Raw genomic sequence first — 25,660 nt, forward strand, 5'->3', positions numbered from 1 at the left:
ATTATTTGTCGAAACACTATTTATTGTAGACACTTTCTCGAATGTGTAGACACACTTTAACTGAGAATATCTCTGTTTAATCTAATACAAAAGGCTGATACGCCTATTTATAAGCACAATCCAGATCAATAAAAACTTAAAGAAATCAGTAAATACGCGGTAAACAAGCAGGATTGTCGACAATCCTATTATTTGGCACTAAAACTAAAGAATAATGACGACATACATATCTGCAACCTAAACCTAAAGACATGCAAATAAAAAGGCGACCCAATGGGTCGCCTTTTTAGACATTCAAGCATACTCAAACTAACAAGGATATATTCGAGGCTCTATATGCAGATCTATATCATACTGCCGCTTCACTGAAGCTTTTATATCTGAAGCTAAGGTTAACAAACGATCGGCATCACCCTCCCCTAGATTGACCAACACTAGAGCTTGTTTATCGTATACACCAACCCCATCGCCTTTATGTCCCTTCCAGCCCAACTGATCAATCAGCCAGCCAGCTGCAACTTTATGATGCTCATCCCCATCTGGATACCCAACAATATTTGGGAACTTAGTCTTTAGCGTATCGAATTGCGCATTACTGATCACAGGGTTTTCAAAGAAACTACCGGCATTACCTATCACCGAAGGTACTGGAAGCTTAGAGCTGCGAATATCGCAAACGGCAGTGTACACATCTAAGGCTGTCGGCTGATCAATACCCTTGGCACTAAGAACATCAGCCAAACCACGGTACGCTAGTTGCGGAGTAAAAGTACTTGTTAAAGAAAACCTAACACTCCAGATAAGATAACGACCATGTTCTGCGGATTTAAAGATACTGTCCCGATATCCAAACTGACATTCTTCACGATTAATCTGAACCAGCTCTTTATTCTTGCGATCATAAGCCGTCAGACTGTGGAAGCAGTCTTTTAACTCAACACCGTAAGCACCAATATTTTGTACAGGTGCCGCACCAACTGAACCTGGTATAAGCGCTAAGTTTTCCAGGCCATGCAGCCCCATCTCTAATAGACGACCAATAAATGAATGCCAGTTTTCACCAGCACCGACTTCGACTATTGCTTGATCACCATCATCAGCCAGCACCTTCACCCCTGTTATTCCAACAGAGATAACTGCACCCGGAATTCGATCACGTAACACTAGATTACTGCCACCACCTAAAACCAATAGAGGCCAGTTATTAGCTTCAACGTCACCTAACGCAGATTCTAATTCTTCAACGGTTTGGACTTGCGTGTAATGCTCAGCAATAGCTTTGAAGCCAAAACTATTATGCGCCGTAAGGTCAGCCTCTTTCTGCCAAGCCATTAACTTAATTCCTTCTTTATATGCTGTAGAAGACCGTCTGATGCTGATTCCACAAGATCCAGAACATGCTCGAAACCAGCTTCACCATCATAGTAAGGATCTGGAACATCAGCGGAGCTCATGCCTGCATAATCCAAAAACAAGCACAGCCTTCCTTGATAGTTAGTGGGAGATATCGCTTGCAGATCACGCAAGTTTTGAGTGTCCATAGCAAGAATATAATCAAACTGAGCGAAATCAGCGGTAACTGCCTGACGAGCCCTTAACGAGCTCAAGTCATAGCCGCGTCGTTTAGCTGCTTTTGCAGAACGAGAATCAGGTGGATTACCCACGTGATAAGCCGCTGTTCCAGCCGAATCGATCTGAATATCACCAGCCAAACCCTGCTCTAAAACTTTTGCCTGAAAAACGCCATGCGCGGTTGGTGAGCGACAAATATTCCCCAAACACACAAACAAAACGGAGACTTTTTTACCCATCGGCCTAACTAACTCCCACCAACTCATTATTTAAGGGCTTAATTTTTAGCAATTATCCCATTATTCCAAAATAGTTAAAGCAAAGAAGTGATAGAGGGGTCTAGAGAAAGTGGAATTACGACTAGCAAGCTAGCTTATTGGAAAGGTAGCGATACAAAAGCAACAAATGAAAGCCGCGCAAGCTGGAAATACCTGCGCGGCAGATGAGTTTAATAAAAACTACCTATTATTTGAAACAAAGCCATCTAGAACTTTTACCAAACCCTCAGGCTTAGTTAGCATAGGCAGATGCCCCGTTTCCATGACCACCTCAACATCTGGTTTAATACTAGCGCCGATTTTTTGCTGAGAAGAAAGAGATATAATTTTGTCATGCTCAGTATAAACATATAACTTTTTCAATTTTGAAAAGGTTTCATTGGCATATTCAACTGTACCATCCGCGATAGCTGCAGGCTCATTAACCGCTAAAGCTAACACCTCTTCCTTAACTGAATCAGAGCTAGAAAACGTAAACACCCCAGCAAAAGCTTGAGGATCTTTTATCTTCAGCCAGCCCGACTTTTTATCGTACTCTACAGCGCTAAAGTAATTCTCATCGTCTTCTTTGCTCAATAATCCAAAAGGTTTTGCCCCTTTTAATGGCGCTACTGCGGCTATATAGGCAATCGATTGAATTTGATTTGTACCACAGAGAGATAGCGCATGATTCACAACCGCACCTCCTTGGCTATGAGCAACCAAAGAAACCGAACCTTTCACCTCACTCATAGCCTGGCACAAAGCCTTTGACGATACTGATAAAGTGACCTCTTTCGGATCTTGACTGTCATTTCGCCCAGGCAGATCTACAGCTAATGTTTTATAACCCTCGCTTTTAAGCGGCTCAATTACTTTTGCCCAAGACTCTCCTGTCAGATGCGCGCCATGCACAAACACCAACGTAGGCTTAGGTTCTTCAGAAACCTTACCCATTGAACATCCGGCTACTGATAAACAGGCAATCGATGCCATGACTAACTTCTTATACATGTGACTCTCCTAAATCATGAAAAAACCTTTCACTTTAGTGTCTGCAATAGCAACATTGGCGAATTCTAAATCAGCAAACACTAATGATTATCACTTACATTAATGCAACTCATAATACGGGTATTTATGAATTCGATCTATAAAGAATCACTTGATAGTTTGGATTTAGAAGAATGATAAAAGAGCTGTAAAGTTGCAGGAAATATAGAAGCGTTAACGCTGAGAAAGCGAACAATACGCCTCAAAAGATGGAAGAATTTATATGGAGACAAAACAGCCAAATACGAAGATGTTTCACTCCATACTTGGCTGTAACGTTTGATAAGAAAACCTAAAATAATCGACGAAGTCGTTCTAAATCTTCTGGAGTATCTACGCCCGCTGGCGGCTGTTCATCAGCTTCCGCCACATGAATTCGAGCACCATTCCACATTGCACGAAGTTGCTCAAGACACTCTGTCTCTTCTATCGGCGCTGGAGGCCACTTAACAAAATCGTTTAGCAGTTTGACACGGTATGCATAAATGCCGATATGTCTCTGCCATGCAAAACCTTCTGGCATCACATTCCGGTTCGCGTCTTCCGCAAAACTATTGCGAGGCCATGGAATTGGCGCACGACTAAAATAAAGCGCCATACCCCGAACATCACTAACCACTTTAACAACATTCGGATTGAGCAAACTTTCGATATCTGTGATTGGTTCGCTAAGCGTAGAAATACTAGCTTCAGGTTCAGCACGAAGGTTATGCGCAACCTGATTAATAATTCGAGCAGGCACTAACGGCTCATCACCTTGTACATTTACGACAATATCATCAGCGTAATAACCCAAGTCACTAACAACCTGCTGCAAGCGATCTGTACCAGAAGGATGGTCTGATGAAGTCAAACAAACTTCAGCCCCAAATGACTGAGCTACATCAGCGATTCGCTGGTCGTCTGTGGCAATAAGAACACGATCCGCTTCACTTTCGCAGGCACGCTCGTAAACATGCTGCACCATTGGCTTACCGTTAAGATCAGCTAACGGCTTACCCGGAAAGCGAGTCGAGGCATAGCGGGCCGGTATAATGACAGAAAAGCCCATAACTTAATCCTGCTCGCGCTCTTCTGCGGTTAGCTCACGCGCTTCAGTTTCAAGCAACACAGGGATATCGTCACGAATTGGATAAGCTAACCCACTCGCTTTAGAGAAAAGCTCATTTGTGCTCTCATTGTATTCCAAAGGCGTTTTGGCTACTGGGCATACCAGAATATCCAACAACTTCTTATCCATTTTGTGTTTTACCTTTATTAGCTATAGCAATCTTTAATTTATCTAGCAGTTGCGTATAAAAACTCTCTGGCAACTGCGCTTTAATTTGTAAATACCAACAGTGCGACTGTGCGAACTCAGTAACTTTGACCGCATCTTTCTCTGTCATGATCACTGGGTAGTCATCACCAAACTGAAAATCCTCAACAGTATAAAACGAATGATCGGGCTTAGCATGAGGAATAACAGTTACTTGAAGTTCTTGCTCAAGCGTATTAAAAAAACGCTGAGGATTACCAATCCCTGCAACAGCATGTACTTGTTTGCTGCGTAATGCTTCCAATGCCAACTCTTCATCCGTTAAGCAGTTTACTATCGCTGCAGGCTGAAGGAACATCTCTTCTATTGTTGCTGCTTCAGCAATCTTATTCTGCAAGCGCCCATTACTGACAATAAGATCAACACTACAGAGCCGGTCGGGCTCCTCTCTTAGGGGACCTGCAGGCATTAATGCCCTATTACCCAAGCCGCGTTTGCCATCAATAACAGCAATCTCAATATCTCGATCTAATCGGTAATGCTGCAATCCATCATCACTAATAATGAGATCACATTCGTAATTATCTAGAAGGTATTTTGCGGCATTAGGACGGTTAGGATCGATAATAACGGGACATCGGCAACGCTTAGCCAACATAAAAGGCTCATCACCTGATAATTCTGGTGAATCTGCAGTAGTTACATCAAAAGGGAACTGTGTCGCCTTGGACTTATAGCCGCGACTGATGATGCCAGGCTTATAGCCTTCCCGCTTCAATCTCTCGACCAAACTTATAGTTAGCGGTGTCTTACCTGTTCCGCCTACATTGATGTTTCCGACAATAATAACAGGTACAGGCGCTACCCATACCTGCTGCAAATCAGCGCCTTTTTTTCTCTTAGCTAGAAACTTATAAAGGGAACTAAAGGGCTTTAAAACACAAGGAGCAGGCTTTTCAGAGTACCAACGCCCTTCTAACCAACTCATTGAGCGTCAGGCTCCTGAGTAGTGATACTCAATTTGCTAAACCCTAGCTGTCCAGAAACATTCATCGCTGTGACAACAGCTTGATGTGGAGTCTTAGCGTCAGCAGTGATAACCAATGGCATTTCGCGATCATCACCCGCTAACTCTTGTAAAGCGCGTCGAAGCGTCTTCGCCTGTGTGTTGACTAGAGCCTTACCATTTACGCTGTAATGCCCTTCATCAGTAATCAAGATCTCTAGAACTTCGATCTCTTTGACGACTGATTCGCCAGAAGCCTCTGGTAGATCAACGTCAAGATGCGTTTCTTTAGTGAAGGTAGTCGAAACCATAAAAAAGATTAATAGCAAAAACACCACATCAATTAATGGTGTTAAATTGACATTAACCTCTTCAACCCGTTGGCGAGGGAATTTCATGCGCTTACCTACTCGACGTCGATGTCACGCTCACCGTGCATCACTTCTATAAGTTTTACCGTCTCTTGCTCCATAGTAATAACTAAGGAATCAATTCGGCGTTGAAAATAGCGATGAAATATAAGCGCAGGGATTGCGATCGTTAAACCCGCTGCTGTAGTGATAAGTGCTTCTGAGATACCACCAGCAAGAAGGCTGGTATTACCTGTACCGTGAATCATGATCTCAGTAAAAACCTTAATCATACCGATCACCGTACCTAACAATCCGAGTAAAGGCGTAATGGCAGCAATAGTTCCAAGCGGGTTTAGAAAACGCTCTAAATCGTGTACAACTTGGCCAGCAGCTTCTTGAATACTCTCTTTCATAATCTCACGACCATGAGAGGCATTGTTCAAACCAGCCACCAAAATCTGACCTAGTGGACTACTACACTTTAAATCTTTTAGCCTTTCTGCCGTGATATTGCGCTGCTTTATTAAGGTCCAAACTTCTGCCAATAGACCTGGAGGTGCCACTCGATCTGCACGCAAAGTCCAAAAACGCTCTAAACTGATTGCTAACGCTATAACCGAGCAGATAACGATTGGAATCATTATCCAACCACCAGATTGTAAAAGCTCAAACACAGTAATTTCTCCTTTGACTGCGCGTACTCTATCACAGAGATTAAAACGATCTCCAGAATCGTTTTTCATCCTCTCTCATTGTTATTGTTTTACACCCTTCATGGGCATCAGCAATTAGCATAATGGCACCATCTTTGGCAGTCTCATAGGTTTTCACCCCCTTATCGGCAAATCTCTGCACAACATCCGGATGAGGATGCCCAAAAGCGTTCGCATAACCAGCACTAAAGATGACATTTGAAGGCTTAATTGAGTTGATAAATGCAGTCGATGAAGAGGTTTTACTACCATGGTGCGAAGCGACTAACCAATCAATACTTGGCGCAACTTTAGGGATTAGTTCAAGTTCTTTTTGAGCATCTATATCTCCTGGTAATAACAACCGACAATTCGGCGACTCGATCATTAATACACAGGAACGATCGTTATCATTCGCACCTTCCATTCCCGCAAGAAATGTAAACACAACCCCATTCACCTGCCAACCACGGCTTGCGGTGCAAGCCTCTGCATTCTTATATCGATAAGATGTTGTTACCCTATCCACCTTGATGGAATCAAATACAGCTGCAGCGCCTCCTGCATGGTCATTATCACTGTGACTTAGAATAAGATGATCGATTGAATCAATATTTGCCTTCTCAAAATCTGGCAAAACCGCCCTTTCATATGCAGTTCCACCAGAGCGATAAGATGGCCCAGTATCATAAAGTAATTGATACTCCCCGACCTGTACTCTAACAGCTAAGCCTTGCCCTACATCGTAAACCCAAACCCTAAAATCAGAGTCGTCCTTATACTTAGAACTCGAACCGACAATTGCAGGCAACAACAGCAGCAATACCACCGATGAAGGCAACGACAATCTCAGCAACAACAAACATGATGCAACCAGCACCACTAAAAACAAAACAACAACGTTCGGGGCATCTAACTGCCAATAACCTATTTCAATCTTTTGGTTCAACTCGACCGACCACCAAAACAGATCTGACATACCATTCAGTAATGGAATTAGCATATCTATACCGATAGAAGTAAGCCCAAGATGCAGGAATAAGAATGGAACAAGCACTGAAAAAAACGGTATGGCGATCAGATTAAAAAATGGTGCTATCACCGACACACCTGAAAAGTAAAACAGGTAGATAGGCAGCATACCTATCATCAACATAAACTGAAGGTTCAAGGCCATTCGCCATCCACGCGAAAATTGAGATATCCAAATAAGCAAAGCAACAGCCAAAAAAGATAGCCAGAACCCTATCTCAAAAAAAGACAGAGGATTGAAAAAAAGAACCACGACAAAAGCTATCCACCATCTTGTCCAATGATCCAGATAAAACATTCTGCTACCAGTGAACAATAAGACCAGCAACATAATAAAAGCGCGTTGTGCAGGTATACCCACGCCTGATATCAATAGATAAAAACCCGCTAAGATTAATGCGCCGAAATAGGGGAATTGGTGCTGAAAGCTGATGCCATAAAACACAACACCAGCCAGCCTTCCGAACCACCAGCCGCAGAATGCCATAAAGCCAATGTGTAACCCACTAATCACCGCTAGATGTACAACACCACTATGTTTCAACAGATTCCAATCATGAGCTTCCAGCATCGATTTAGTTCCCGTCGTTAATGCTTGAAACATAGCTATCGTCTGCTGGGTTTCAAATTGGGTTCGTATGGATTCATTAATCCATATTCGAGCAAGACTGACCCAACTATTAGCTTCTGAAAGAACATCAACTTGACCACGGACGTAGCCAGTTGCATCAATGCCTCTAGCTAACAACCAACGCTCATAATCGAAGCCAGCAGGATTAACTAGACCATGTGGAGGTTTGAGCCTAGCAGTTAACTCAACACGATCACCCAGCGAAAGTGTTAAATCAGGGTTATACCAAGCAAGGCTAAGTCGATTAACCTCTAAATTTTCTTCAGTACTTGTCCCTTGTACCGCTTGAATCTCGTCGACATCTACTAAAAACCTTACAACGCCCTGTTGATATCTAGGTATATCGGTTATGACGCCCTGTAATTTCCAGTCTGTGCGTTTAAGAGATTCCGGTAAACGTTGATCAAGCTGGACAACACCCCACAGATTCACATAGAGAAAACTGAGGAGGAAAAAACTCAAGTGAGATGATCTGATACACGGAGCTAAAATCAGCAGAGGTGCTATAACTGTCACAATAGCGATTGAAAATGTTACTGGTAGTAATTGCGGCTGCAATAGTGCTACCGCAAAACCAACAGCAATAGTGATCATCCTTGATCTCATGCTTTAGTTTCCTTGGCTTAACTGAACGTAAGGGGCATAATAAGCCTTCATCCCGTTTGCTAGCCCATAATAAGTAAATAAGAAGATGCCGCGCAAACTTATAAAAAAATACATGCCCAATGAAGATAAGCTAAAGCAGCACAAACATCTTAGCTGGCTTGGCAGTCACATCCACGAACCAAACCTTTGGCACCTTAATAGAAAATCAGTTTCACGTGCCTTTTTAGTGGGTTTGTTTTGCGCTTTTTTGCCGATCCCTATGCAAATGATAGTGGCTGCAATTCTTGCGGTAATGATCCGAAGCAATCTTCCAATTTCTGTTGGCTTGGTTTGGATTACCAACCCATTAACTATGCCGCCAATATTTTATTTCACATATCTAGTTGGAGATTTCCTTATTGGAGATCCTAACCAACAGATCGATTTCGAGATGAGCATGGATTTCATCCAAAACAGCTTATCCTTGGTTTGGTGGCCCCTACTGTTTGGTTCGGTAATCTGCGGGATTGTCTTCGGTATACTCGGCTATCTAACAGTCCAAGGCTTCTGGGCTTGGCATGTCGGTAAAAGCTGGAAAGACAGAGCTAAACGCACAAAATAACCAGAATAGAGAACAATAAAAAAGGGTGACGTTATGTCACCCTTTTTCAATTAGCTTACCATCGATTAACTCTAATACCCTACCCGTTTTACGGGCTAACTCAGGATCATGTGTTACCAGCGCAAAAGCTATATCATATTCTTGATTAAGATTATCGATTAGCTCCTGAACACTTTCAGCTGTTGTTCGATCTAGATTACCCGTAGGCTCATCCATCAGTACAACTGCTGGCTTCCCGATCAGCGCTCGCGCTATTGCCACACGCTGCCTTTCACCACCACTTAATTGTGCAGGCTTATGATGCAATCGCTCGCCTAACCCTACCGACTCAAGCACAGCTTGCGCTTGCTCTTTTACCTCAGTAATGGATTGATCTCTCATCAGCAAAGGCATAGAGGCATTTTCCAATGCAGTAAATTCCGGAAGAAGATGATGAAACTGGTATACAAAACCCAAGGTTTCATTCCTTACTTGCGCACGCTTAGCTTCGGAACCTGCATGTAGATCATGACCGTTAATGATCACATTGCCCTGCGTAGGCTTATCCAAACCGCCAAGGATATTAAGCAACGTACTTTTACCTGAACCTGATGAGCCTATAATGGCTAGCTGTTCACCTTTATGAAGAGCAAAGTCTAAATCCTTTAGGACTTCAACATCTCGACCAGCATCGCTGTAGCATTTAGAAACCCCTGCCGCCTGCAATACAATTTCTTGATTACTCATATCGTAGCGCCTCAGCAGGATCTGTTTTGGATGCTCTCCAAGCAGGGTAAATCGTTGCAAGGAAACTAATCATGAGTGCCGTGCCTGTAATGATACCTACGTCAGGCCATTGCAAATCAGAAGGGAATTGACTGATAAAGTAGACATTCGGATCTAAGAACTGAATCGCAAAAGTTGATTCGACCCAACCAATGATATCAGCAACATTCAGCGCTAACGTAACACCTAAAACTGTACCCATTAGGGTTCCTAAAATACCGATCACCGTGCCTTGCACCATAAAGATACGCATAATTCTTCCAGGTGTAGCACCTAAGGTTCTAAGTATGGCCACATCAGCTTTTTTGTCTGTAACGACCATAACGAGGGTGGAAACAATATTGAAAGCTGCTACAAGCACAATTAAGAATAACAAAAGACCAATCATGCGTTTCTCTAGCTGAATCGCTTGAAATAGATTCCCGTGTGTACGTGTCCAATCGTTGGTTCGGTAGTAACCTTGAAGGCCCGCTGCAATTTCTCTGACAGCTTTTGGAGCATCAAATAAATCATCAAATTTAAGGCGAATACCATCAACCCCTTCGCCCAATCGCTTAATTTTTGCAGCATCTTTAATATGGATATAAGCCAAATTTGCATCTAACTCAGCACCCACTTCGAAAATCCCAACCACAGTAAATCGTTTTAACCTTGGAACTACCCCCGCAACACTGACAGATGCTTCCGGCAAAACCAAGGTAACTTTATCGCCGACCTTAACGCCTAAGTAGCGAGCTAAAAGATTACCTAAAACGATCCCAAATCGTTGCTGATTTAAAACATCAAGCGTGCCTGATTGGATATGGTCGCCAAGAATTGAAACGTCAGCCTCTTCAGCTGGATCGATGCCATTGATAAGCGCTCCACGAACAACACCACGGCTGGTCAACATCCCTTGCGCTTGAATGAAGGGTGCAGCAGCAATCACACGAGGGTTTCGCTCCAACGATTCCACCAGCACAGGCCAATCTTCAATAGATTTGCCATAACCACTGATTGATGCATGCGGGACCATACCGAGAATGCGCTGTTTCAACTCTCGATCGAAGCCATTCATTACAGAAAGGACAATAATTAATGCAGCCACACCTAACATCAGCCCCAACATCGAGGCTAAAGAGATAAAGGAGATGAAATGGTTATTGCGTTTAGCTGCCGTATAACGCAATCCAATAAATATAGATAAGGGCTTAAACATGTGGCGATTAAACCACATAAGATCAAGCGTGTAAAAATGATATCAAACTGAACTTTTATAATAACAACAAGTCTTAACTTACTGTTAATAAAACAATAGTTTCTTTTTAGACCTTACATTTTGAACAACTAAAATAATTCAATCATAGGTGCTTTTGTACGCGTTTATTCATATACTCCAAGCTATCTATGCAATATCACTTTGAGGGCAAGACATGCAGGAACAAGAACGCCGTCAGTATTTCCGTATTGACCAACACGTTTCTTTAGAACTGAAGATCATTTCAGAATCTGAGATTTCAGATCATCCCAGCCCTACTCAGTTCGATGTTTCGCCAAACTTTTTGCTGCTTAGCCAACTTCAAGAGCTTGATAGTGACAGCAGCCACCTATTACGCAAAGTGGCTGAAAAAGATAGCAATGTAGCAACCTTGCTAACAGTAATGCACAACAAGATTGAACGCATCGCCCAAGCAATCGCCTCAACAGAGATGACTGTGGGTCAAAGCGCTATCCAAGAAGTCAATCTATCAGAAGGTGGATTGCAATTCCGACACTGCGAAGCCATTGCAAAAGATGCATTCTTGTCTATCAAACTCGTATTCCCAGACTCATGCATTGGTCTTTTGCTCTATGCGCAATGCCTAAGAAGTGATTCCATGGGAGATGGTAGTCACCTAACCAGCGTCGAGTTCATCAAAATGCCTGAAAACTGCCGTATGATTTTGGCTCGACAGATTTTCGAAAGCCAAGCGAAACTGCGTAAACAACAAGTTGAAGAACCACAAGAAGCTTAAGTAATGAGCAAAGGGATCATTGCACTCACACAAGCTTTTGATCGATTAAACCAAGCCCAAAAATCACTAAGCACTCAGCTGCAGCAAAATGACTGTAGATATTGGTTGCTTAGTGATGATCAACAGGGATCTACATTAACAGGCGCTATAAACACCATCACCAATATATGGCATTCAGCCGGTGGTGATGGCCGGCGCACTGAAAACTTATACGGCCTCATTGGCGTACCTTCCCATATCATTCCGCTGATCCACCAGCTCAATACTCATAAGCAAAATTTTCAAACTAGCGTGAGACAATTTCGTGAAGCTCACGGGGACCCAAACCCAATTATCTACAAACGCGCCGAAGAACTTAATTTAGCACTTCAGCAACAAGGCATGGCGCGCGTAAATTTAAAACAGTGTTACCGCCAAATACCTCTACTTGAAAAGCGTCCAAACAAAGTAACCTTTAGCTGGTACAGTAGTGGCAGAAGCTTAAAGAAAGTTTCGATTAAAGAAGCTGAGCAACGTCTGCTAGCTATGGATACTAATCAATTGCATATCCAGCTTCAGCTTCAAGCACTAAGCAAAATCCCAAGCAATGAAGTGCTAGTACAGTTACAAAATCAAGTTCCAGTGATGCGAGCAAATATCGTTTGGAAAGATAAAGACAAACTCATAAGAAAAGCTCGTAACTGCCCGCTTCCTTTATTTTTCCCTTTAGATGCAGAAGAGGCTTTTCCGGAATATAATACCCCCTCCTTTACACCCCCCGATCAACGCAAACGGCAGCTTCGGAGTGATGTAATTATCGACCCCGAACCTTATTTGCCGAGCTTGCGTATACACCGCTACAAGAAAACATGACAGAAGAAAAATCGAACAAAAATACTAAACTCCACCATTTAGCAGCTGGCATTGGTTTCGCAGGCTTAATTTTGTGGTATTACGCAGGCTATAAACTAGGTTTTCTTGACTGGGCCATTCAGCAAGTTCCGCCCAAATATGCAGGCGCAGGCATGATGGTTGGCGTCATGGTGTTGATGACACCTGGCTTTTTCATTTGGTCGCGTTATAACCGCTGGATTGAAAAGCGTTTAGAAATTACAGGTCAGTACTATGAAGATGAGTACTACAAAAACGACGAAGCCTTAAAGGAACAACGTAAAAACAAAAAGAAGTAATATCCACCCCTCGCTTCGAAGACACTCAGAATTATGCACCCAACTGAGTGCTCTTCAGCCTTAATTCAGGCTATATCGACTATCCTCCCCCTTGAAAAACCTTCACGTTCTCAACTTGAAGATTATCTAATCTGGGCCTGTAATTAAAAAACCCCCTTCATTTTGTCGCTGACGGATGCGGCAGGATAGACATAGAAGCAGGAGGCTAGTTATGCAGTATTTACTTGCTTTAGTAATGGTCTTGCTTGGCTCCTATGCCTCGCTATGTCAAAGTATGGAATTAGCTGCAACATCTCCGCTAAAGGCAGCAAAGCTAAATTCCGTTCCAGAAACTTCAGCTGACTTATTAAAACCTCTATCTAACGCCAAAGATGTAAAGCATCTTACAAGCGACATAAGCCAAATCGAAATCTTACAAAAAGAATATGAGAAATACCTCGCTCTAGCAGATACTCAGCAATGGAAAACCATTCCAAGAGGGCCATTACTAAGATTTGGCGACACCCACCCACATGTACCGATGATTCGTGAAAAGCTCATTACACTAGGTGATCTTTCATCAGCAAACTGTTCATCCATTTCAGACCCACTTTTTGACATAGAGTTGCATGAAGCATTGGAAAGATTCCAGAAAAGGCACGGCGCCAAAATTGATGGTATCGCAGGCCCTGAAACAAGACGTACTCTAAATGTTTCTCTTCATAAAAGAGCGGATCAGTTATACGTAAATATTCTTCGACTGCAGCAGTTCCAACCAAACACTGATCGCTACATACAAGTCAATGTGCCTGACTTTAGACTACACCTGATTGAGCAAGGCAAATCAATCCTAAGCATGAAGACCATCGTGGGTAAGAAAAAAAGGAAAACCCCAATATTCCAAACAGAAGTTAACCGTATTGTAATCAACCCCTCTTGGCACGTGCCTAAGAGTATCGCCTATAAAGATATCGTGCCTGAACTTCAGAAAGACCCAAGTTTTCTAAAGAAAGCGAGACTGAACCTAGTCACTGGCTGGGGCAATAACAAACGCTTTATCGCTGCTGAAGATATCGATTACGACAAACTATATAAAGGTGAAAGCTATCAACGCTTTTGGGAAGCGCCAAGTTCATCGAACACGCTTGGTAGTGTGAAATTCCTGACCTCCGGCCCTTATTCAGTCTATCTCCACGACACTTCAGCTAAACGCCTTTTTAATGAATCTAAGCGCGCTTTTAGTTCAGGATGCATTCGAGTTGAGCAACCACGCCAACTTGCAGATCAACTTATACGGATGACACAAGGTTGGAATAGCAGCAAACTAGATCCATTATTTGAACAAGAGAAAACTAAACACATACGTTTGTTAGACCCGATCCCATTACATGTAACTTATTGGACTGCGTTTATCGATCAGGACGGTGATTTAAACTTCCGTCACGACCTATATAAACGTGATAGATATGACCTAACACGACTAAAAGAAGCACTCCTAAGCACAGATGCACGTCAAAATTAATCAAGTTGCTCATAATATACTCAAGAATAATTCATGCAGATAACTGGTCAATTTATATACAAACAAATATTTGATCGGGCATAATCATTTCTTTTTCAGATGTATTGATACCTAATGACCGATCAGAAAGATTCTATTGCTATCCCCTCCCCGACACGTCGTAAATTTTTAAAAGCCCTAGGTGGTTTATCAGCGTTAAGCGCTATGCCATCTGCAGCATTCGCCAATATACATAAGCCTAAAGACCATTCGCTATCATTGGTAAACCTCCACACTGGCGAAGCGTTAAATAGTACATTCTTCACCGAAGGTAGCTTTCAAAAAGACAGCCTTGGTGCACTTGATCACCTATTGCGCGATCACAGAACAGATCAAGTTCACCCAATGAACCAACAGCTAATTATGTTACTGCATGATCTGCAACAAACATTCGGGGAACATAAACCTATTCACGTTATATCTGCCTATCGCTCACCTAAGACCAATGCCATGTTGAGCAGTAAAAGCGGAAAAGTAGCTAAAAAGAGCTTACACATGCAGGGTAAAGCCATTGATATTCGCATTCCGGGTGTCGATGTGAAAGATCTTCAACGAGCTGCATTGAGCATGAAGTCTGGAGGTGTAGGTCTATATACACGCAGTAACTTTGTGCATCTTGATGTAGGCAGAGTAAGACAATGGGGATCGTAAAACGATCTCCTAATATTTTTCTTCAGTTGAGACAGGCTTATTCTGTTTTTTCGGCCTGATTACCTTCAGCTTCTATCTCATTTTTTGGTTTTTCTGGGGCTGAAGGTTTCTTACTGGTACTACCAGAACTATTGTTTGCAGCGACCGGAGGCTTAGGTGGTCGTCTATCAACCCTTAATACATCAGTAGTAACCTCACCTCTTACTTGAGCTTTTTCACCTCTCTGTGGTGGTCGATCACTAAAGTGCCTTACGCCCTCACTGTCTACCCACATGTACATTTCGCCAGCTGAAAGATTAGCTGCGAGTAAAATAAGTCCTGAAGTAAACGCAATCCGCTTTAGCATAGGGAGCCTCCTTTCTACCCAGCATAGCAGTCATTTGTACAAATAACACACAACAGTAATTTGTAGTTTAGAGTACGCAGACGGAGAGCACTTCAGCAAAGCTATAGTTTTGTTAGCCTAACTCTTCGACGCCACGGTTAGCCAATTGATCGGCCAGTTCATTTTCAGGATGACCACTATGTCCCTTTACCCAACGCCAATCGATTGAATGAGGCTCGGTAGCTTTGTCTAAGCGCTGCCATAAATCTGCATTTTTAACTGGTTTTTTCTGTGAGTTTTTCCAACCACGCTTCTTCCAACCATCAATCCATTCAGTTATGCCTTGTCGGACATACTGAGAGTCTGTTGTTAGAATAACTTCACAAGGACGATTAAGTGTTTCAAGCGCTTTAATTGCAGCTAATAACTCCATGCGATTATTAGTTGTATCCTGCTCACCACCCCAAAGTTGTTTTTCAGCGTCCCCATAACGCATAACGGCCCCCCATCCTCCTGGCCCAGGGTTTCCTTTACACGCACCATCAGTGAATATTTCAACGATCTTCACAAACTTTCCTTAATGATTTTCGGGTAGTAGGTTCCGCGACTGGCAGAGTAATAAGCCTTCTTAATCCCCAACCAGAGCGCAGCGGAGTCATTCCAGCAATGTCTTTACGCGCCAACAAAACAGAAAAAGCACCCGTATGGCCGGGTAAACGCCTAGCAACACTTTCAACTAGCCTAAAACGACTTCGCCATTTGGCCTTAGTGAAAGGAGCGCGATAATAACCTGAAAGTTGACGCAGTTCAGTTAATTCTAAAAGTTTTAACCAGTCAGATAGCCTTTTATGGCTAAGGAATCGACCACTCCAAGGCGGCACATCACTCTTTCGCTTTGTCAGTCGATAAAGCCCCCAAGAACTTACCGGATTGAATCCCACAATGACGACATGCCCACCAGGTCTGAGAATTCTAGAAGCTTCCCTTAAGACTTGATGTGGGGAATCAGTAAAATCTAATGCATGATGAAGAAGCACTACATCAACGCTTTCATGAGCTAAAGGTATCTCAGTATTTTCAGCGACAATGCAATTATCGCCAACACCTAATCCAAGCTTGGGAATAACAGAGAAACAGTGAGTAACTGGACTACTTTCAAATAAAGTAATCCGACTATCTACTGAAAACTGTACCAAGTGCATGCCAAACAGAGCACCAATCACACGCTCTACAGTATCCCTTTCAGCTTGAAGAAGCTCTTGACCTAATTCTGTATCAAACCAAGCCATAATATGTGGAAGCTGAGCTTCTAAAGAGCGACTCATCTTATTTGCCATAATTTTGTCTAATTAGAACTGGCCCAATGTAATATAAGCAGTATTATATTTCTTTTATAACACTGCAAATGAAGGTTTTCCTTTCACTTGATAGAGGCGGTCAAATGTTTAGCGTTACTCCAATTCCTGCTTTCTCTGATAATTATATTTGGCTCCTTAAGCTTCCTGACAGCCAGAAAGTCGCTGTGGTCGATCCAGGTGATGCAGCTCCGGTTATCGCATACCTTAATGATAATAGCCTTGAACTGGACACCATATTAATCACACACCACCACTACGATCATACCGACGGAGTAAAAGAACTTACGGACAGATATCAAGTTCCTGTTTATGGGCCTCATAACTCTCCTTTCTCAGGTATAACCAATCCCCTTAAGGAAAACGACACTCTTGATCTATGGGGGAAAAAGCTTGTCATTAAAGAGATACCTGGACATACACTCGACCATATCAGCTACTTTTCTAGCACTGAGCAACCTCAGCTATTCTGCGGTGATACGCTATTTTTAGCGGGGTGCGGGCGTTTGTTTGAAGGCACGCCACAACAGATGTTAGCAGCGATGAATCATTTCCATTCATTGCCAGATAACACCGAAGTTTACTGCACACATGAATATTCATTGGCTAATCTAGCCTTTGCAGAGGCAGTCGAACCTGACAATGCAGATGTTAAAGATGCAATTAACCAATGCACTTCGCTTCGTAATTCTGATCGCCCAACATTGCCATCATCGATTGCTCAAGAAAAACGTATTAACCCTTTTATGCGTTCAGATCAGGCAAGCGTCATTAGTGCTGCAAAGCAATTCACTCATCAGACAGAGTTAGACCAAGAAGCAGTGTTTGCAGCTATAAGAGAATGGAAGAATCAATTTTAATTTGTTGATTTTCTAGCTTTTCCAGAGAAACCTTGACCCATAAAGGGCCACTGATAGAATGGATCGATTTGGGAACCTGCGAATAAACCTCATACGTTCTCAGTGGGCTATAAAATGACCAGATACGCGAAAGTCAGTACAGCGAAATGTCTAGACCTTTTCAAGCTGACTGACAAAGTAGATGGTCATTTTAGAGTCCACCCTACGGGGCTTGCAGAGCAACCGAATCACTTCGTTAATGATTTTCGACAGGCAACCAGCATGCCTGTAATCATTGCCTCGTGCTTCAATTGCTCTGCAAGCCTGAGTCGTATAGGGCTTGTTCGCAGGTTCCGTTACCTCCTAAGCATCGGAGCACCATGTTTTCATCTTCTAAATCGGTCCTGCTATCTATAGCTGCAGGCGTTGTATTAAGCGGTTGCCAATCCGTTACCGAAAAAAACACTATTCCTTCTAACACAGGGATAGATAATCAGCCTTCTCAAGCCAATAACACCTTATCACCTGAAGAGAAGACTGAAGCCATCCCAACGGATTTATGGGAAGTCACACGTACTCACATGCAGATGGATCTGCATTTAGATAACCCAAGAGTTCAAACTCAGCTTAAGTGGTATAAGAAACACCCTAACCATATGGCACGCGTGGTAAAACGCGCAGCGCCTTATTATCACCATATTCTAAACAGTGCGATTGAACGTGGCGTCCCTGTCGAATTAGCCCTGCTTCCAATCATCGAGAGTGCGTACGATCCGTTTGCCTACTCTCATGGCCGAGCAGCAGGACCATGGCAATTCATTCCTTCTACTGGTAAGTATTTTGGCCTAAAACAAAACTGGTGGTACGACGGACGCCGAGATATTTTGAATTCAACTGATGCTGCCTACACGTACTTAAAAAAACTACATAAACGCTTTGACGGAGACTGGTTACTTGCCCTAGCAGCTTATAACGCAGGCGGTGGCAACGTATCTAAAGCAATTAAGCGTAACAAGCAAAAAGATAAACCAACCGACTACTGGTCCCTCAATCTACCAAAAGAAACCATGGCTTATGTCCCTAGATTTTTGGCTGTAGCTGCAGTTGTTAAAAACTCAGAGTATTACGGCTTAACTCTACAGCCAATCCCAAACAAACCTCATTTCAGGGTGGTAGAAACAGGCAGCCAAATTGATATTGCCCAAGCAGCATCTATGGCGAATATCAGTACAAAGGAATTGTACCTTTTAAATCCAGGATTTAACCGCTGGGCAACAGCTCCGGAAGGACCACATCGTTTACTAGTCCCAGTAGAGAACGCTGAACAATTTACCAAAGCACTTAAAGAGCTACCGAGCGACCAACGCGTTAAGTGGGTACGTCACAAAATTCAGTCTGGAGACTCATTAATTGCCATTGCTAACAAATATAAAACTTCAGTAAACCTCATCCGTTCGACCAACAAAATTAGTGGTAACAATATCCGTGCAGGTAAAATGCTGCTTATACCAACCGCAAGCAAGCATGCAACTGAGTACGTTCTTAGTCAGCAACAACGTCATGCTGAAAGACAGAAAACCATTTCACGTACAACTGATCGCCAACAAAAGCATCACACGGTCCAGTCAGGTGATAGTTTTTGGAGCATTGCCAACCGTTACAACGTCGGTGTACGCCAGTTAGCACGTTGGAACAGCATGGCACCAGGTGACCCATTACGAGTTGGCAAGAAACTAGTTATTTGGAGCAAACCAACACAAACCGCGCTAAATGAAACTGATCGCCAAGTAATCCGTAAAGTGGGTTACAAGGTACGCCAAGGTGATTCGCTTTCTGTTATCGCCAACAAATTTAATGTTAATGTGGCGGATATATTACGTTGGAATAAGATCAACAAAGCTAAGTATATTCGCCCTGGTCAACATCTGACCTTGTATGTAGATGTTACCCGAGCACACTAATTCAGGACGACTGATTCATGGACGCAACAAGTATTTTTATTATTGTTTTTGCGACAGTCACTGCAATTGCGTTTAAAGTCATTCTTTATAAACGCATTCAAAAGTGGATGGATCAAGACCTAATAAAAGGCCTAGCTGATGGCAATGAGGAAAAACTAACGTTCCTACAACATCAATATCAGCAACTCGTCGACGCCAAAGTTAAGCGTAAGCACCTCCATAATCAGCTAACTGAATTGTCCGAACAATTTGAACAAAAAAGCTAAGGAACAGTCTTATCAGTGGCTTTTACTGGAACCCAGCAAAGGTCACTGATATAAAAGATAATTTACGTTAAGAAGGAACCTTAGATTGCTTACACTCAAACCTCGTACTTGCTCTTCTCTACGCAAATTAAGTATTTGGTTGTGCCTTTCCAGTTTCCTTACTCCTGCACCTCTATTGGCAGATGCGGTTACTTCGAGCCACGGCATTGCAATGCATGGCGACCTTAAATACCCTGCCAACTTTAAGCACTTTGATTATGTAAACCCTGATGCACCCAAAGGCGGCAAAGCCATTCAATCTGCTTTGGGAACATTTGATAGCTTTAATAACTTCATCGTCAAAGGAACCCCTGCTGACGGGCTTGGCCTCCTCTACGATAGTTTACTTGGTAAAGCTCAAGACGAACCTTTTTCCCTATATGGCCTCGTTGCTGAATCGCTAGAAGTACCAGCTGATCGTAGCTGGATTATTTTTAATATACGCCCTGAAGCAAAATTTAGTGACGGCCACCCTATTACTGCGGAAGACGTGGTTTTCAGTTTAGAAACCCTGAGATCTAAAGGCGCGCCTTTCTACAAAGCCTATTATTCCGACATCGAATCAGTTGAAGCACTTAATCCTCACCGAGTTAAATTTAATTTCCGCAACAACCTTAACCGTGAGTTAGCCCTTATCGTTGGTGAAATTGCAATTTTGCCTAAACATTTTTGGAAAGATAGAGATTTCCAAAAACCGAGTTTAGATATTCCGGTGGCCTCTGGTTCATACACGATCGATAGTTTTGATGCCGGACGTAGTATCACCTATAAGCTAAGCCCTGATTACTGGGGTAAAGACCTACCCGTTAATAGAGGTCGTCATAATATTGAATTTCTGACCTACGATTACTACAGAGATAACACGGTAGCAATGGAAGCTTTTAAAGCTGGTGAATACGATTTCCGTCAAGAAAATTCATCAAAGCGCTGGGCTACTAGCTATACAGGGTCTGCAGTAGATTCAGGCAAAATAATTGTCAAAGAGTTAGGTCATGAAAACCCAACGGGTATGCAAGCCTTCGTCCTAAACACTCGACGACCGCAATTTGAAGACCCGCGTGTTAGACAAGCACTAGCGCTAGCATTTGATTTCGAATGGACCAATAGAAACATCTTTTACAACGCCTATACCCGTACCCATAGTTTTTTCTCCAACTCGGAGATGGCCGCTACTAGCCTGCCAACCGAGAAAGAGATCGAGATACTTGAGCCTATTCGTGACCAAATCCCTACCGAGGTATTTACTCAAGTTTATCGTGCTCCTGAAACCAGTGGTAATGGCCGAATCTATACCGAGCTGCGTCAAGCTAAACGCCTACTTCAACAAGCCGGATGGATCTTTAAACAAGGTAAGTTAGTCCACAAAGAGACTGGCGAACCACTTAAAATCGAAATGCTGCTTTATTCACCTGCTTTCGAACGAGTAGTCGCTCCCTTTATTCGTAACTTGGAACGATTGGGTATTCACTCAAGCATTCGTTTAGTTGATGTTTCACAATACATCAGCCGCCTGCGTAAGTATGATTTTGACGTAGTTGTAAGCGGATTTGGTCAATCCTCCTCACCGGGTAATGAACAACGTGATTACTGGCATTCCTCTGGTGCTGATGTTGAAGGCAGCCGTAATCTCATCGGAATCAAAAATCCAGCGGTTGATTACCTAGTAGACCAGCTTATTCAATCCCCTGATCGTGAGCAGTTGGTTTTACGAACTCGTGCCCTTGATCGGGTGCTGCAATGGAATCATTACGTTATACCTCAATACCATATTAATAAATATAGAGTGGCTTATTGGGATAAATTTGAAATGCCGAGCACTCGCCCTAAATACAATCTAGGTTTTGATACTTGGTGGATCAAACCATCCGAGGACGCTAAATAATGGCTGCGTATATCCTAAGGCGTTTACTTTTGATCATTCCTACCTTGATAGGAATTCTGACGATCAACTTTATCATTGTTCAAGCAGCCCCTGGCGGCCCCGTTGAGCAAACGATTGCTCAATTGGAAGGCATCAATGTCGGTGCGACGGCTCGAGTCAGTGGCGCACAAAATGACCTAACAACCGAAGCAAGCAGCGCGAATGGTGGTGACAGTAGCTATCGTGGTGCGAGAGGCTTAGACCCAGAATTAGTAAAAGAGATCGAAGCGCTATACGGTTTTGATAAACCCGCTCACGAACGCTTTTGGCAGATGCTAAAAAATTACGCCGTTTTCGATTTTGGAAATAGCTTATTTAGTGACAAATCAGTAGTCGATTTAATCATCGAAAAACTACCGGTCTCTATCTCCTTAGGCCTTTGGGCGACATTGATTACTTACGCTGTTTCCATTCCTTTAGGTATACGTAAAGCGGTTAAAGACGGCACCCCTTTTGATGTCTGGACCAGTACCGCAATAATCGTTGGCTACGCCATTCCAAACTTCCTATTTGCGATTTTACTGATCGTCATCTTCGCAGGCGGCACTTGGTTAGACTGGTTCCCACTTCGAGGACTGACGTCACCTAACTTTGATGAATTAAGTTTGTGGGGCCAGATTAAAGATTACTTCTGGCACATCACCCTACCAGTTATCGCAACTGTTATCGGCAGTTTTGCGACATTAACGATGCTAACCAAAAACTCATTTCTAGATGAGATCAACAAGCAATATGTGCTTACGGCACGTGCTAAAGGCCTTTCCGAAAAGAAAGTCCTTTATGGTCACGTCTTCCGTAACGCTATGCTTATCATCATTGCTGGTATGCCTGCAGCGCTGATCTCAATCTTCTTTACCGGCTCTATGCTGATTGAGGTCATCTTCTCCCTTGATGGCATTGGACTGCTAGGTTATGAGGCGGTAATCAACCGTGATTACCCTGTTATCTTTGGTACCCTGTATATCTTCACCCTTATCGGTTTATTACTTAAATTGATCAGTGACATTACTTATGTACTGGTAGACCCGAGAATAGACTTTGAAAGCAGGGAGCTTTAATCATGGGTGTATTAGTTAATAAACTCAGCCCTCTCAATCAACGCAGGATCGAAAACTTCCGTAAAAACAAACGCGGCTATTGGTCTCTATGGATCTTTAGCACGCTATTTATCCTATCGTTATTTGCAGAGATTATTGCGAATGACGATCCACTGGTAGTGTCATATAAGGGCGATCTATATTTCCCTGTCGCAGTTGATTACACCGAACTAACCTTTGGGGGAGAATTTGAAAGCCCAGCAGATTTCAAAGATCCCTATATCCATGACCTTATACATAATGAAGGACAAGGCTGGATTATCTGGCCGCTGATTAAGTACAACTACAGCACGATCAATTACGATCTTCCTGTACCTGCCCCATCACCCCCAACAATGGATAACCTGCTAGGCACAGATGATCAAGCTCGTGATGTACTTGCTCGTGTCATATACGGCTTTAGGATCTCAATCCTATTTGCCGTAGTTTTGACTTTAGCAAGTTCAGTGATCGGTGTGGTTGCTGGTGCTATTCAGGGCTACTACGGCGGTAAAGTTGACCTTTTCTTCCAACGCTTTATCGAGATCTGGTCTGGTCTTCCGGTTTTGTTCTTACTGATCATTTTAGCCAGCATTGTTGAGCCAAATTTCTGGTGGCTATTAGGTATTATGCTTCTGTTCTCTTGGATGCAGCTGGTTGATGTCGTACGTGCCGAATTTTTACGTGGTCGTAATCTCGAATATGTTCGCGCTGCCCGTGCGCTTGGCTTAAATAACCGCATGATCATGTTCCGCCATATTCTTCCTAATGCCATGGTGGCGACGCTGACCTTTATGCCATTTATCTTTAATGGATCTGTTGTTACGTTGACCGCTCTGGATTTCTTGGGCTTTGGCCTGCCTCCAGGCAGTCCATCATTGGGTGAATTAGTTGCTCAAGGTAAAACAAACCTTCATGCGCCATGGTTAGGTATCACGGCTTTCTGTAGCCTTGCATTGATGCTTACCCTTCTAATCTTTATAGGTGAAGCTGTACGTGACGCCTTCGACCCAAGGAAAGTGTCATGACGTCTCCGCTATTAAGTATTCGCAACCTATCCGTCACTTTTGATCAGGGTAGTGAAGCTGCAGTAGAAGCAGTGAAACAAGTTAGCTTTGATATACCGAAGGGTGAAACTCTTGCATTGGTGGGAGAATCAGGCTCTGGCAAATCCGTATCCGCAATGTCCGTTCTGCGTTTACTCCCCTACCCTAAAGCAAGTCACCCTAGCGGTGAAATTCACTATGATGGCCAAGATCTGCTGAACTATAACGAAAATCAGATGCGGCAGTTACGTGGCGATAAGATCAGCGTTATCTTTCAGGAACCAATGACATCGCTCAACCCGCTACACACAATTCAGAAACAGATAGGGGAAACTCTACTTCTGCATAGAGGGATGACTGGTAAACAAGCGCGATCTCGAATTCTTGAACTACTTGATTTAGTTGGCATCCCTGAGCCTGAGAAACGCTTAAATAGCTACCCTCATGAACTGTCAGGCGGTCAACGTCAACGTGTAATGATCGCGATGGCACTCGCCAACGATCCTGAACTGCTTATCGCAGACGAGCCAACCACAGCACTTGATGTAACAATTCAGGAACAGATTCTGGAGTTACTAAAGTCTCTGCAAGAAAAACTGGGCATGGCGATTTTGCTGATTACGCATGACCTTAATATTGTTCGTCGTTACGCGCATCATGTCTGTGTTATGTATAAAGGTGAGCAAGTCGAATCTGCTCCAACGGCTCAACTGTTTGCACAACCACAACACCCTTACACACAAACGCTGTTAGATGCGGAACCATCAGGTAATCCTGCTATTGTTCAATGCGCGCAAGAGCGTTTGCTAGAAACAGACAAATTAAAAGTCTGGTTCCCTATTACAAAAGGCTTTTTCAAAAAGACCGTAGACCATATTAAAGCGGTAAACAGCATCGACCTGTCTGTTAACCGCGGTGAAACACTTGGCATTGTGGGAGAATCCGGCTCAGGAAAAACCACATTAGGCCTCGCCATTTTGAAACTGCAGCGTAGTGAAGGCGAAATCACGTTTGATCAGACCGCTCTTGCACCTTTAGATCAAAAAGCGGTTAAACCTTTACGTAAACGGATGCAGATAGTTTTTCAGGACCCGTTCGGCAGCTTGAGTCCGCGCATGTCTATTGCTGAGATCATTGCCGAAGGACTCGATATTCATCAGCCAGAATCTAAAGCGGAACACGAACAAGCGATTATTGAAGTACTACAAGAGGTTGGCATCGATCCTGAAAGTAGGCATCGCTATCCGCATGAGTTCTCTGGGGGTCAACGGCAGCGTATCGCCATCGCACGTGCGTTGGTACTGAAACCTGAACTTATCGTTTTAGATGAGCCTACTTCTGCACTAGATCGCACCGTACAAAAGCAGATCGTGGAACTATTGCGTAACCTTCAAGAAAAATATGGTTTAACTTATCTGTTTATCAGCCATGATTTAGCCGTTGTAAAAGCGCTAAGCCATAAGTTAATAGTGATGCGCCATGGAGATATCGTCGAACAAGGTGATGCCCAAGCAATCTTTGCATCACCTAAAGCTGAATACACACAACAACTACTGGCGGCCGCATTTAATCAATAAGTCGAGTATGCCTCTCCCACTTTAAGACGAAGCGGTGCTAATTCTTTAGCGCCGTTTCTAGTTCTTTCTATTTAC

General features: G+C 43.1%; 27 protein-coding genes. 13 read left to right on the forward strand and 14 right to left on the reverse strand.

Translation table 11 applies throughout. From position 1 onward, the window contains the following. Nucleotides 1–309: 309 nt before the first annotated feature. From murB to ACMXYT_RS08885, 9 genes are all read right to left on the reverse strand, one after another. A complete protein-coding gene (gene murB, locus ACMXYT_RS08845; protein ID WP_415898372.1) occupies nucleotides 310–1,332 on the reverse strand; it encodes a UDP-N-acetylmuramate dehydrogenase in 1,023 nt (340 codons plus the stop codon). Then, nucleotides 1,332–1,811, reverse strand: coding sequence for a low molecular weight protein-tyrosine-phosphatase (locus tag ACMXYT_RS08850; protein ID WP_415894624.1), 480 nt, complete (start codon nucleotides 1,809–1,811; stop codon nucleotides 1,332–1,334). The genes murB and ACMXYT_RS08850 overlap by 1 nt, the downstream gene beginning before the upstream one ends. A 219-nt stretch (nucleotides 1,812–2,030) precedes the next feature. After that, on the reverse strand, nucleotides 2,031–2,843 hold the full coding sequence (locus ACMXYT_RS08855) for an alpha/beta fold hydrolase (protein WP_415898373.1): 813 nt from the start codon (nucleotides 2,841–2,843) through the stop codon (nucleotides 2,031–2,033). Nucleotides 2,844–3,174: 331 nt separating this feature from the next. Next, on the reverse strand, nucleotides 3,175–3,933 hold the full coding sequence (gene kdsB / locus ACMXYT_RS08860) for a 3-deoxy-manno-octulosonate cytidylyltransferase (protein ID WP_415894626.1): 759 nt from the start codon (nucleotides 3,931–3,933) through the stop codon (nucleotides 3,175–3,177). A gap of 3 nt (nucleotides 3,934–3,936) precedes the next feature. Then, on the reverse strand, nucleotides 3,937–4,122 hold the full coding sequence (locus tag ACMXYT_RS08865) for a Trm112 family protein (protein ID WP_415881398.1): 186 nt from the start codon (nucleotides 4,120–4,122) through the stop codon (nucleotides 3,937–3,939). Next, nucleotides 4,115–5,128, reverse strand: a complete 1,014-nt coding sequence (lpxK, locus tag ACMXYT_RS08870) for a tetraacyldisaccharide 4'-kinase (RefSeq protein WP_415911338.1) — start codon at nucleotides 5,126–5,128, stop codon at nucleotides 4,115–4,117. Before lpxK ends, ACMXYT_RS08865 begins: the two co-directional genes overlap by 8 nt. After that, nucleotides 5,125–5,544, reverse strand: a complete 420-nt coding sequence (locus ACMXYT_RS08875) for an ExbD/TolR family protein (protein ID WP_415894628.1) — start codon at nucleotides 5,542–5,544, stop codon at nucleotides 5,125–5,127. The genes lpxK and ACMXYT_RS08875 overlap by 4 nt, the downstream gene beginning before the upstream one ends. A gap of 8 nt (nucleotides 5,545–5,552) precedes the next feature. Beyond that, the gene (locus tag ACMXYT_RS08880) at nucleotides 5,553–6,173 is read right to left on the reverse strand and encodes a MotA/TolQ/ExbB proton channel family protein (RefSeq protein ID WP_415911339.1); all 621 of its coding nucleotides are present in this window, start codon (nucleotides 6,171–6,173) and stop codon (nucleotides 5,553–5,555) included. A gap of 40 nt (nucleotides 6,174–6,213) precedes the next feature. Next, nucleotides 6,214–8,448, reverse strand: coding sequence for a DNA internalization-related competence protein ComEC/Rec2 (locus ACMXYT_RS08885; protein ID WP_415911340.1), 2,235 nt, complete (start codon nucleotides 8,446–8,448; stop codon nucleotides 6,214–6,216). A 124-nt stretch (nucleotides 8,449–8,572) separates the two neighbouring features. Here ACMXYT_RS08885 and ACMXYT_RS08890 point away from each other — a divergent pair, with 124 nt between their 5' ends. Continuing rightward, nucleotides 8,573–9,061 (forward strand): DUF2062 domain-containing protein, encoded by a 489-nt coding sequence (locus ACMXYT_RS08890; RefSeq protein WP_415884657.1) that lies wholly within the window; start codon nucleotides 8,573–8,575, stop codon nucleotides 9,059–9,061. A 36-nt stretch (nucleotides 9,062–9,097) separates the two neighbouring features. Here the strand turns inward: ACMXYT_RS08890 and lolD are convergent, their stop codons facing one another. Then, entirely contained in the window at nucleotides 9,098–9,787 is a 690-nt protein-coding gene (lolD, locus tag ACMXYT_RS08895) for a lipoprotein-releasing ABC transporter ATP-binding protein LolD (protein WP_415898377.1), read from the reverse strand. Beyond that, nucleotides 9,780–11,024 carry a lipoprotein-releasing ABC transporter permease subunit gene (locus ACMXYT_RS08900; RefSeq protein WP_415898378.1) on the reverse strand — a complete coding sequence of 415 codons (1,245 nt, stop codon included), beginning with the start codon at nucleotides 11,022–11,024 and terminating at the stop codon, nucleotides 9,780–9,782. Before ACMXYT_RS08900 ends, lolD begins: the two co-directional genes overlap by 8 nt. Nucleotides 11,025–11,238: 214 nt before the next feature. Between ACMXYT_RS08900 and ACMXYT_RS08905 the strand changes: the two genes are divergently transcribed. The 5 genes from ACMXYT_RS08905 (at nucleotide 11,239) to ACMXYT_RS08925 (ending at nucleotide 15,180) form a co-directional block, all read left to right on the forward strand. Next, complete coding sequence (locus tag ACMXYT_RS08905) at nucleotides 11,239–11,820, forward strand: PilZ domain-containing protein (RefSeq protein WP_415898379.1); 582 nt, start codon at nucleotides 11,239–11,241, stop codon at nucleotides 11,818–11,820. A gap of 3 nt (nucleotides 11,821–11,823) precedes the next feature. Then, a complete protein-coding gene (locus ACMXYT_RS08910) occupies nucleotides 11,824–12,672 on the forward strand; it encodes a hypothetical protein (protein ID WP_415898380.1) in 849 nt (282 codons plus the stop codon). After that, nucleotides 12,669–12,989 carry a hypothetical protein gene (locus tag ACMXYT_RS08915; protein WP_415894255.1) on the forward strand — a complete coding sequence of 107 codons (321 nt, stop codon included), beginning with the start codon at nucleotides 12,669–12,671 and terminating at the stop codon, nucleotides 12,987–12,989. The genes ACMXYT_RS08910 and ACMXYT_RS08915 overlap by 4 nt, the downstream gene beginning before the upstream one ends. A 211-nt stretch (nucleotides 12,990–13,200) precedes the next feature. After that, nucleotides 13,201–14,490 carry a L,D-transpeptidase family protein gene (locus ACMXYT_RS08920; protein ID WP_415911341.1) on the forward strand — a complete coding sequence of 430 codons (1,290 nt, stop codon included), beginning with the start codon at nucleotides 13,201–13,203 and terminating at the stop codon, nucleotides 14,488–14,490. Nucleotides 14,491–14,604: 114 nt separating this feature from the next. Further along, nucleotides 14,605–15,180 carry a DUF882 domain-containing protein gene (locus ACMXYT_RS08925; protein WP_415898382.1) on the forward strand — a complete coding sequence of 192 codons (576 nt, stop codon included), beginning with the start codon at nucleotides 14,605–14,607 and terminating at the stop codon, nucleotides 15,178–15,180. Nucleotides 15,181–15,217: 37 nt separating this feature from the next. Here ACMXYT_RS08925 and ACMXYT_RS08930 read toward each other — a convergent pair whose 3' ends face one another. The 3 genes from ACMXYT_RS08930 to ACMXYT_RS08940 all read right to left on the reverse strand — a co-directional run bounded on the left by ACMXYT_RS08930 (nucleotide 15,218) and on the right by ACMXYT_RS08940 (nucleotide 16,830). Then, the gene (locus ACMXYT_RS08930; RefSeq protein WP_415898383.1) at nucleotides 15,218–15,526 is read right to left on the reverse strand and encodes a DUF4124 domain-containing protein; all 309 of its coding nucleotides are present in this window, start codon (nucleotides 15,524–15,526) and stop codon (nucleotides 15,218–15,220) included. Between the two features lie 112 nt (nucleotides 15,527–15,638). Next, nucleotides 15,639–16,073, reverse strand: a complete 435-nt coding sequence (gene rnhA / locus ACMXYT_RS08935; RefSeq protein WP_415894251.1) for a ribonuclease HI — start codon at nucleotides 16,071–16,073, stop codon at nucleotides 15,639–15,641. After that, the gene (locus ACMXYT_RS08940) at nucleotides 16,060–16,830 is read right to left on the reverse strand and encodes a class I SAM-dependent methyltransferase (RefSeq protein WP_415898384.1); all 771 of its coding nucleotides are present in this window, start codon (nucleotides 16,828–16,830) and stop codon (nucleotides 16,060–16,062) included. The genes rnhA and ACMXYT_RS08940 overlap by 14 nt, the downstream gene beginning before the upstream one ends. Nucleotides 16,831–16,946: 116 nt before the next feature. On the opposite strand from ACMXYT_RS08940, the gene gloB reads away from it, so the two are divergent. The 7 genes from gloB to ACMXYT_RS08975 all read left to right on the forward strand — a co-directional run bounded on the left by gloB (nucleotide 16,947) and on the right by ACMXYT_RS08975 (nucleotide 25,585). Further along, nucleotides 16,947–17,720 carry a hydroxyacylglutathione hydrolase gene (gloB, locus tag ACMXYT_RS08945; protein ID WP_415898385.1) on the forward strand — a complete coding sequence of 258 codons (774 nt, stop codon included), beginning with the start codon at nucleotides 16,947–16,949 and terminating at the stop codon, nucleotides 17,718–17,720. Between the two features lie 359 nt (nucleotides 17,721–18,079). Then, nucleotides 18,080–19,660, forward strand: a complete 1,581-nt coding sequence (locus ACMXYT_RS08950; protein ID WP_415898386.1) for a LysM peptidoglycan-binding domain-containing protein — start codon at nucleotides 18,080–18,082, stop codon at nucleotides 19,658–19,660. Between the two features lie 17 nt (nucleotides 19,661–19,677). Beyond that, entirely contained in the window at nucleotides 19,678–19,926 is a 249-nt protein-coding gene (locus tag ACMXYT_RS08955; protein WP_415898387.1) for a hypothetical protein, read from the forward strand. Nucleotides 19,927–20,011: 85 nt separating this feature from the next. Beyond that, nucleotides 20,012–21,847, forward strand: a complete 1,836-nt coding sequence (locus tag ACMXYT_RS08960) for an extracellular solute-binding protein (RefSeq protein ID WP_415898388.1) — start codon at nucleotides 20,012–20,014, stop codon at nucleotides 21,845–21,847. Then, nucleotides 21,847–22,944, forward strand: coding sequence for a microcin C ABC transporter permease YejB (locus ACMXYT_RS08965; RefSeq protein WP_415887931.1), 1,098 nt, complete (start codon nucleotides 21,847–21,849; stop codon nucleotides 22,942–22,944). The genes ACMXYT_RS08960 and ACMXYT_RS08965 overlap by 1 nt, the downstream gene beginning before the upstream one ends. A 2-nt stretch (nucleotides 22,945–22,946) precedes the next feature. Next, on the forward strand, nucleotides 22,947–23,990 hold the full coding sequence (locus tag ACMXYT_RS08970; protein WP_415911342.1) for an ABC transporter permease: 1,044 nt from the start codon (nucleotides 22,947–22,949) through the stop codon (nucleotides 23,988–23,990). After that, nucleotides 23,987–25,585: an ABC transporter ATP-binding protein gene (locus tag ACMXYT_RS08975; RefSeq protein WP_415898390.1), complete on the forward strand. Its 1,599-nt coding sequence runs from the start codon at nucleotides 23,987–23,989 to the stop codon at nucleotides 25,583–25,585. The genes ACMXYT_RS08970 and ACMXYT_RS08975 overlap by 4 nt, the downstream gene beginning before the upstream one ends. The last annotated feature ends 75 nt before the right edge of the window (nucleotides 25,586–25,660 follow it).

It is taken from the genome of Neptuniibacter sp. QD37_11 (assembly GCF_047778105.1).
Classification (GTDB): Bacteria; Pseudomonadota; Gammaproteobacteria; order Pseudomonadales; family Balneatricaceae; genus Neptuniibacter.

Coding starts and splice junctions, on each gene's coding strand:
- murB (WP_415898372.1), bottom strand. CDS start 1,332: ATGGCTTGGCAGAAAGAGGCTGACCTTACGGCGCATAATAGTTTTGGC.
- ACMXYT_RS08850 (WP_415894624.1), bottom strand. CDS start 1,811: ATGGGTAAAAAAGTCTCCGTTTTGTTTGTGTGTTTGGGGAATATTTGT.
- ACMXYT_RS08855 (WP_415898373.1), bottom strand. CDS start 2,843: ATGTATAAGAAGTTAGTCATGGCATCGATTGCCTGTTTATCAGTAGCC.
- kdsB (WP_415894626.1), bottom strand. CDS start 3,933: ATGGGCTTTTCTGTCATTATACCGGCCCGCTATGCCTCGACTCGCTTT.
- ACMXYT_RS08865 (WP_415881398.1), bottom strand. CDS start 4,122: ATGGATAAGAAGTTGTTGGATATTCTGGTATGCCCAGTAGCCAAAACG.
- lpxK (WP_415911338.1), bottom strand. CDS start 5,128: ATGAGTTGGTTAGAAGGGCGTTGGTACTCTGAAAAGCCTGCTCCTTGT.
- ACMXYT_RS08875 (WP_415894628.1), bottom strand. CDS start 5,544: ATGAAATTCCCTCGCCAACGGGTTGAAGAGGTTAATGTCAATTTAACA.
- ACMXYT_RS08885 (WP_415911340.1), bottom strand. CDS start 8,448: ATGATCACTATTGCTGTTGGTTTTGCGGTAGCACTATTGCAGCCGCAA.
- ACMXYT_RS08890 (WP_415884657.1), top strand. CDS start 8,573: ATGCCCAATGAAGATAAGCTAAAGCAGCACAAACATCTTAGCTGGCTT.
- lolD (WP_415898377.1), bottom strand. CDS start 9,787: ATGAGTAATCAAGAAATTGTATTGCAGGCGGCAGGGGTTTCTAAATGC.
- ACMXYT_RS08900 (WP_415898378.1), bottom strand. CDS start 11,024: ATGTTTAAGCCCTTATCTATATTTATTGGATTGCGTTATACGGCAGCT.
- ACMXYT_RS08905 (WP_415898379.1), top strand. CDS start 11,239: ATGCAGGAACAAGAACGCCGTCAGTATTTCCGTATTGACCAACACGTT.
- ACMXYT_RS08910 (WP_415898380.1), top strand. CDS start 11,824: ATGAGCAAAGGGATCATTGCACTCACACAAGCTTTTGATCGATTAAAC.
- ACMXYT_RS08915 (WP_415894255.1), top strand. CDS start 12,669: ATGACAGAAGAAAAATCGAACAAAAATACTAAACTCCACCATTTAGCA.
- ACMXYT_RS08920 (WP_415911341.1), top strand. CDS start 13,201: ATGCAGTATTTACTTGCTTTAGTAATGGTCTTGCTTGGCTCCTATGCC.
- ACMXYT_RS08925 (WP_415898382.1), top strand. CDS start 14,605: ATGACCGATCAGAAAGATTCTATTGCTATCCCCTCCCCGACACGTCGT.
- ACMXYT_RS08930 (WP_415898383.1), bottom strand. CDS start 15,526: ATGCTAAAGCGGATTGCGTTTACTTCAGGACTTATTTTACTCGCAGCT.
- ACMXYT_RS08940 (WP_415898384.1), bottom strand. CDS start 16,830: ATGAGTCGCTCTTTAGAAGCTCAGCTTCCACATATTATGGCTTGGTTT.
- gloB (WP_415898385.1), top strand. CDS start 16,947: ATGTTTAGCGTTACTCCAATTCCTGCTTTCTCTGATAATTATATTTGG.
- ACMXYT_RS08950 (WP_415898386.1), top strand. CDS start 18,080: ATGTTTTCATCTTCTAAATCGGTCCTGCTATCTATAGCTGCAGGCGTT.
- ACMXYT_RS08955 (WP_415898387.1), top strand. CDS start 19,678: ATGGACGCAACAAGTATTTTTATTATTGTTTTTGCGACAGTCACTGCA.
- ACMXYT_RS08965 (WP_415887931.1), top strand. CDS start 21,847: ATGGCTGCGTATATCCTAAGGCGTTTACTTTTGATCATTCCTACCTTG.
- ACMXYT_RS08970 (WP_415911342.1), top strand. CDS start 22,947: ATGGGTGTATTAGTTAATAAACTCAGCCCTCTCAATCAACGCAGGATC.
- ACMXYT_RS08975 (WP_415898390.1), top strand. CDS start 23,987: ATGACGTCTCCGCTATTAAGTATTCGCAACCTATCCGTCACTTTTGAT.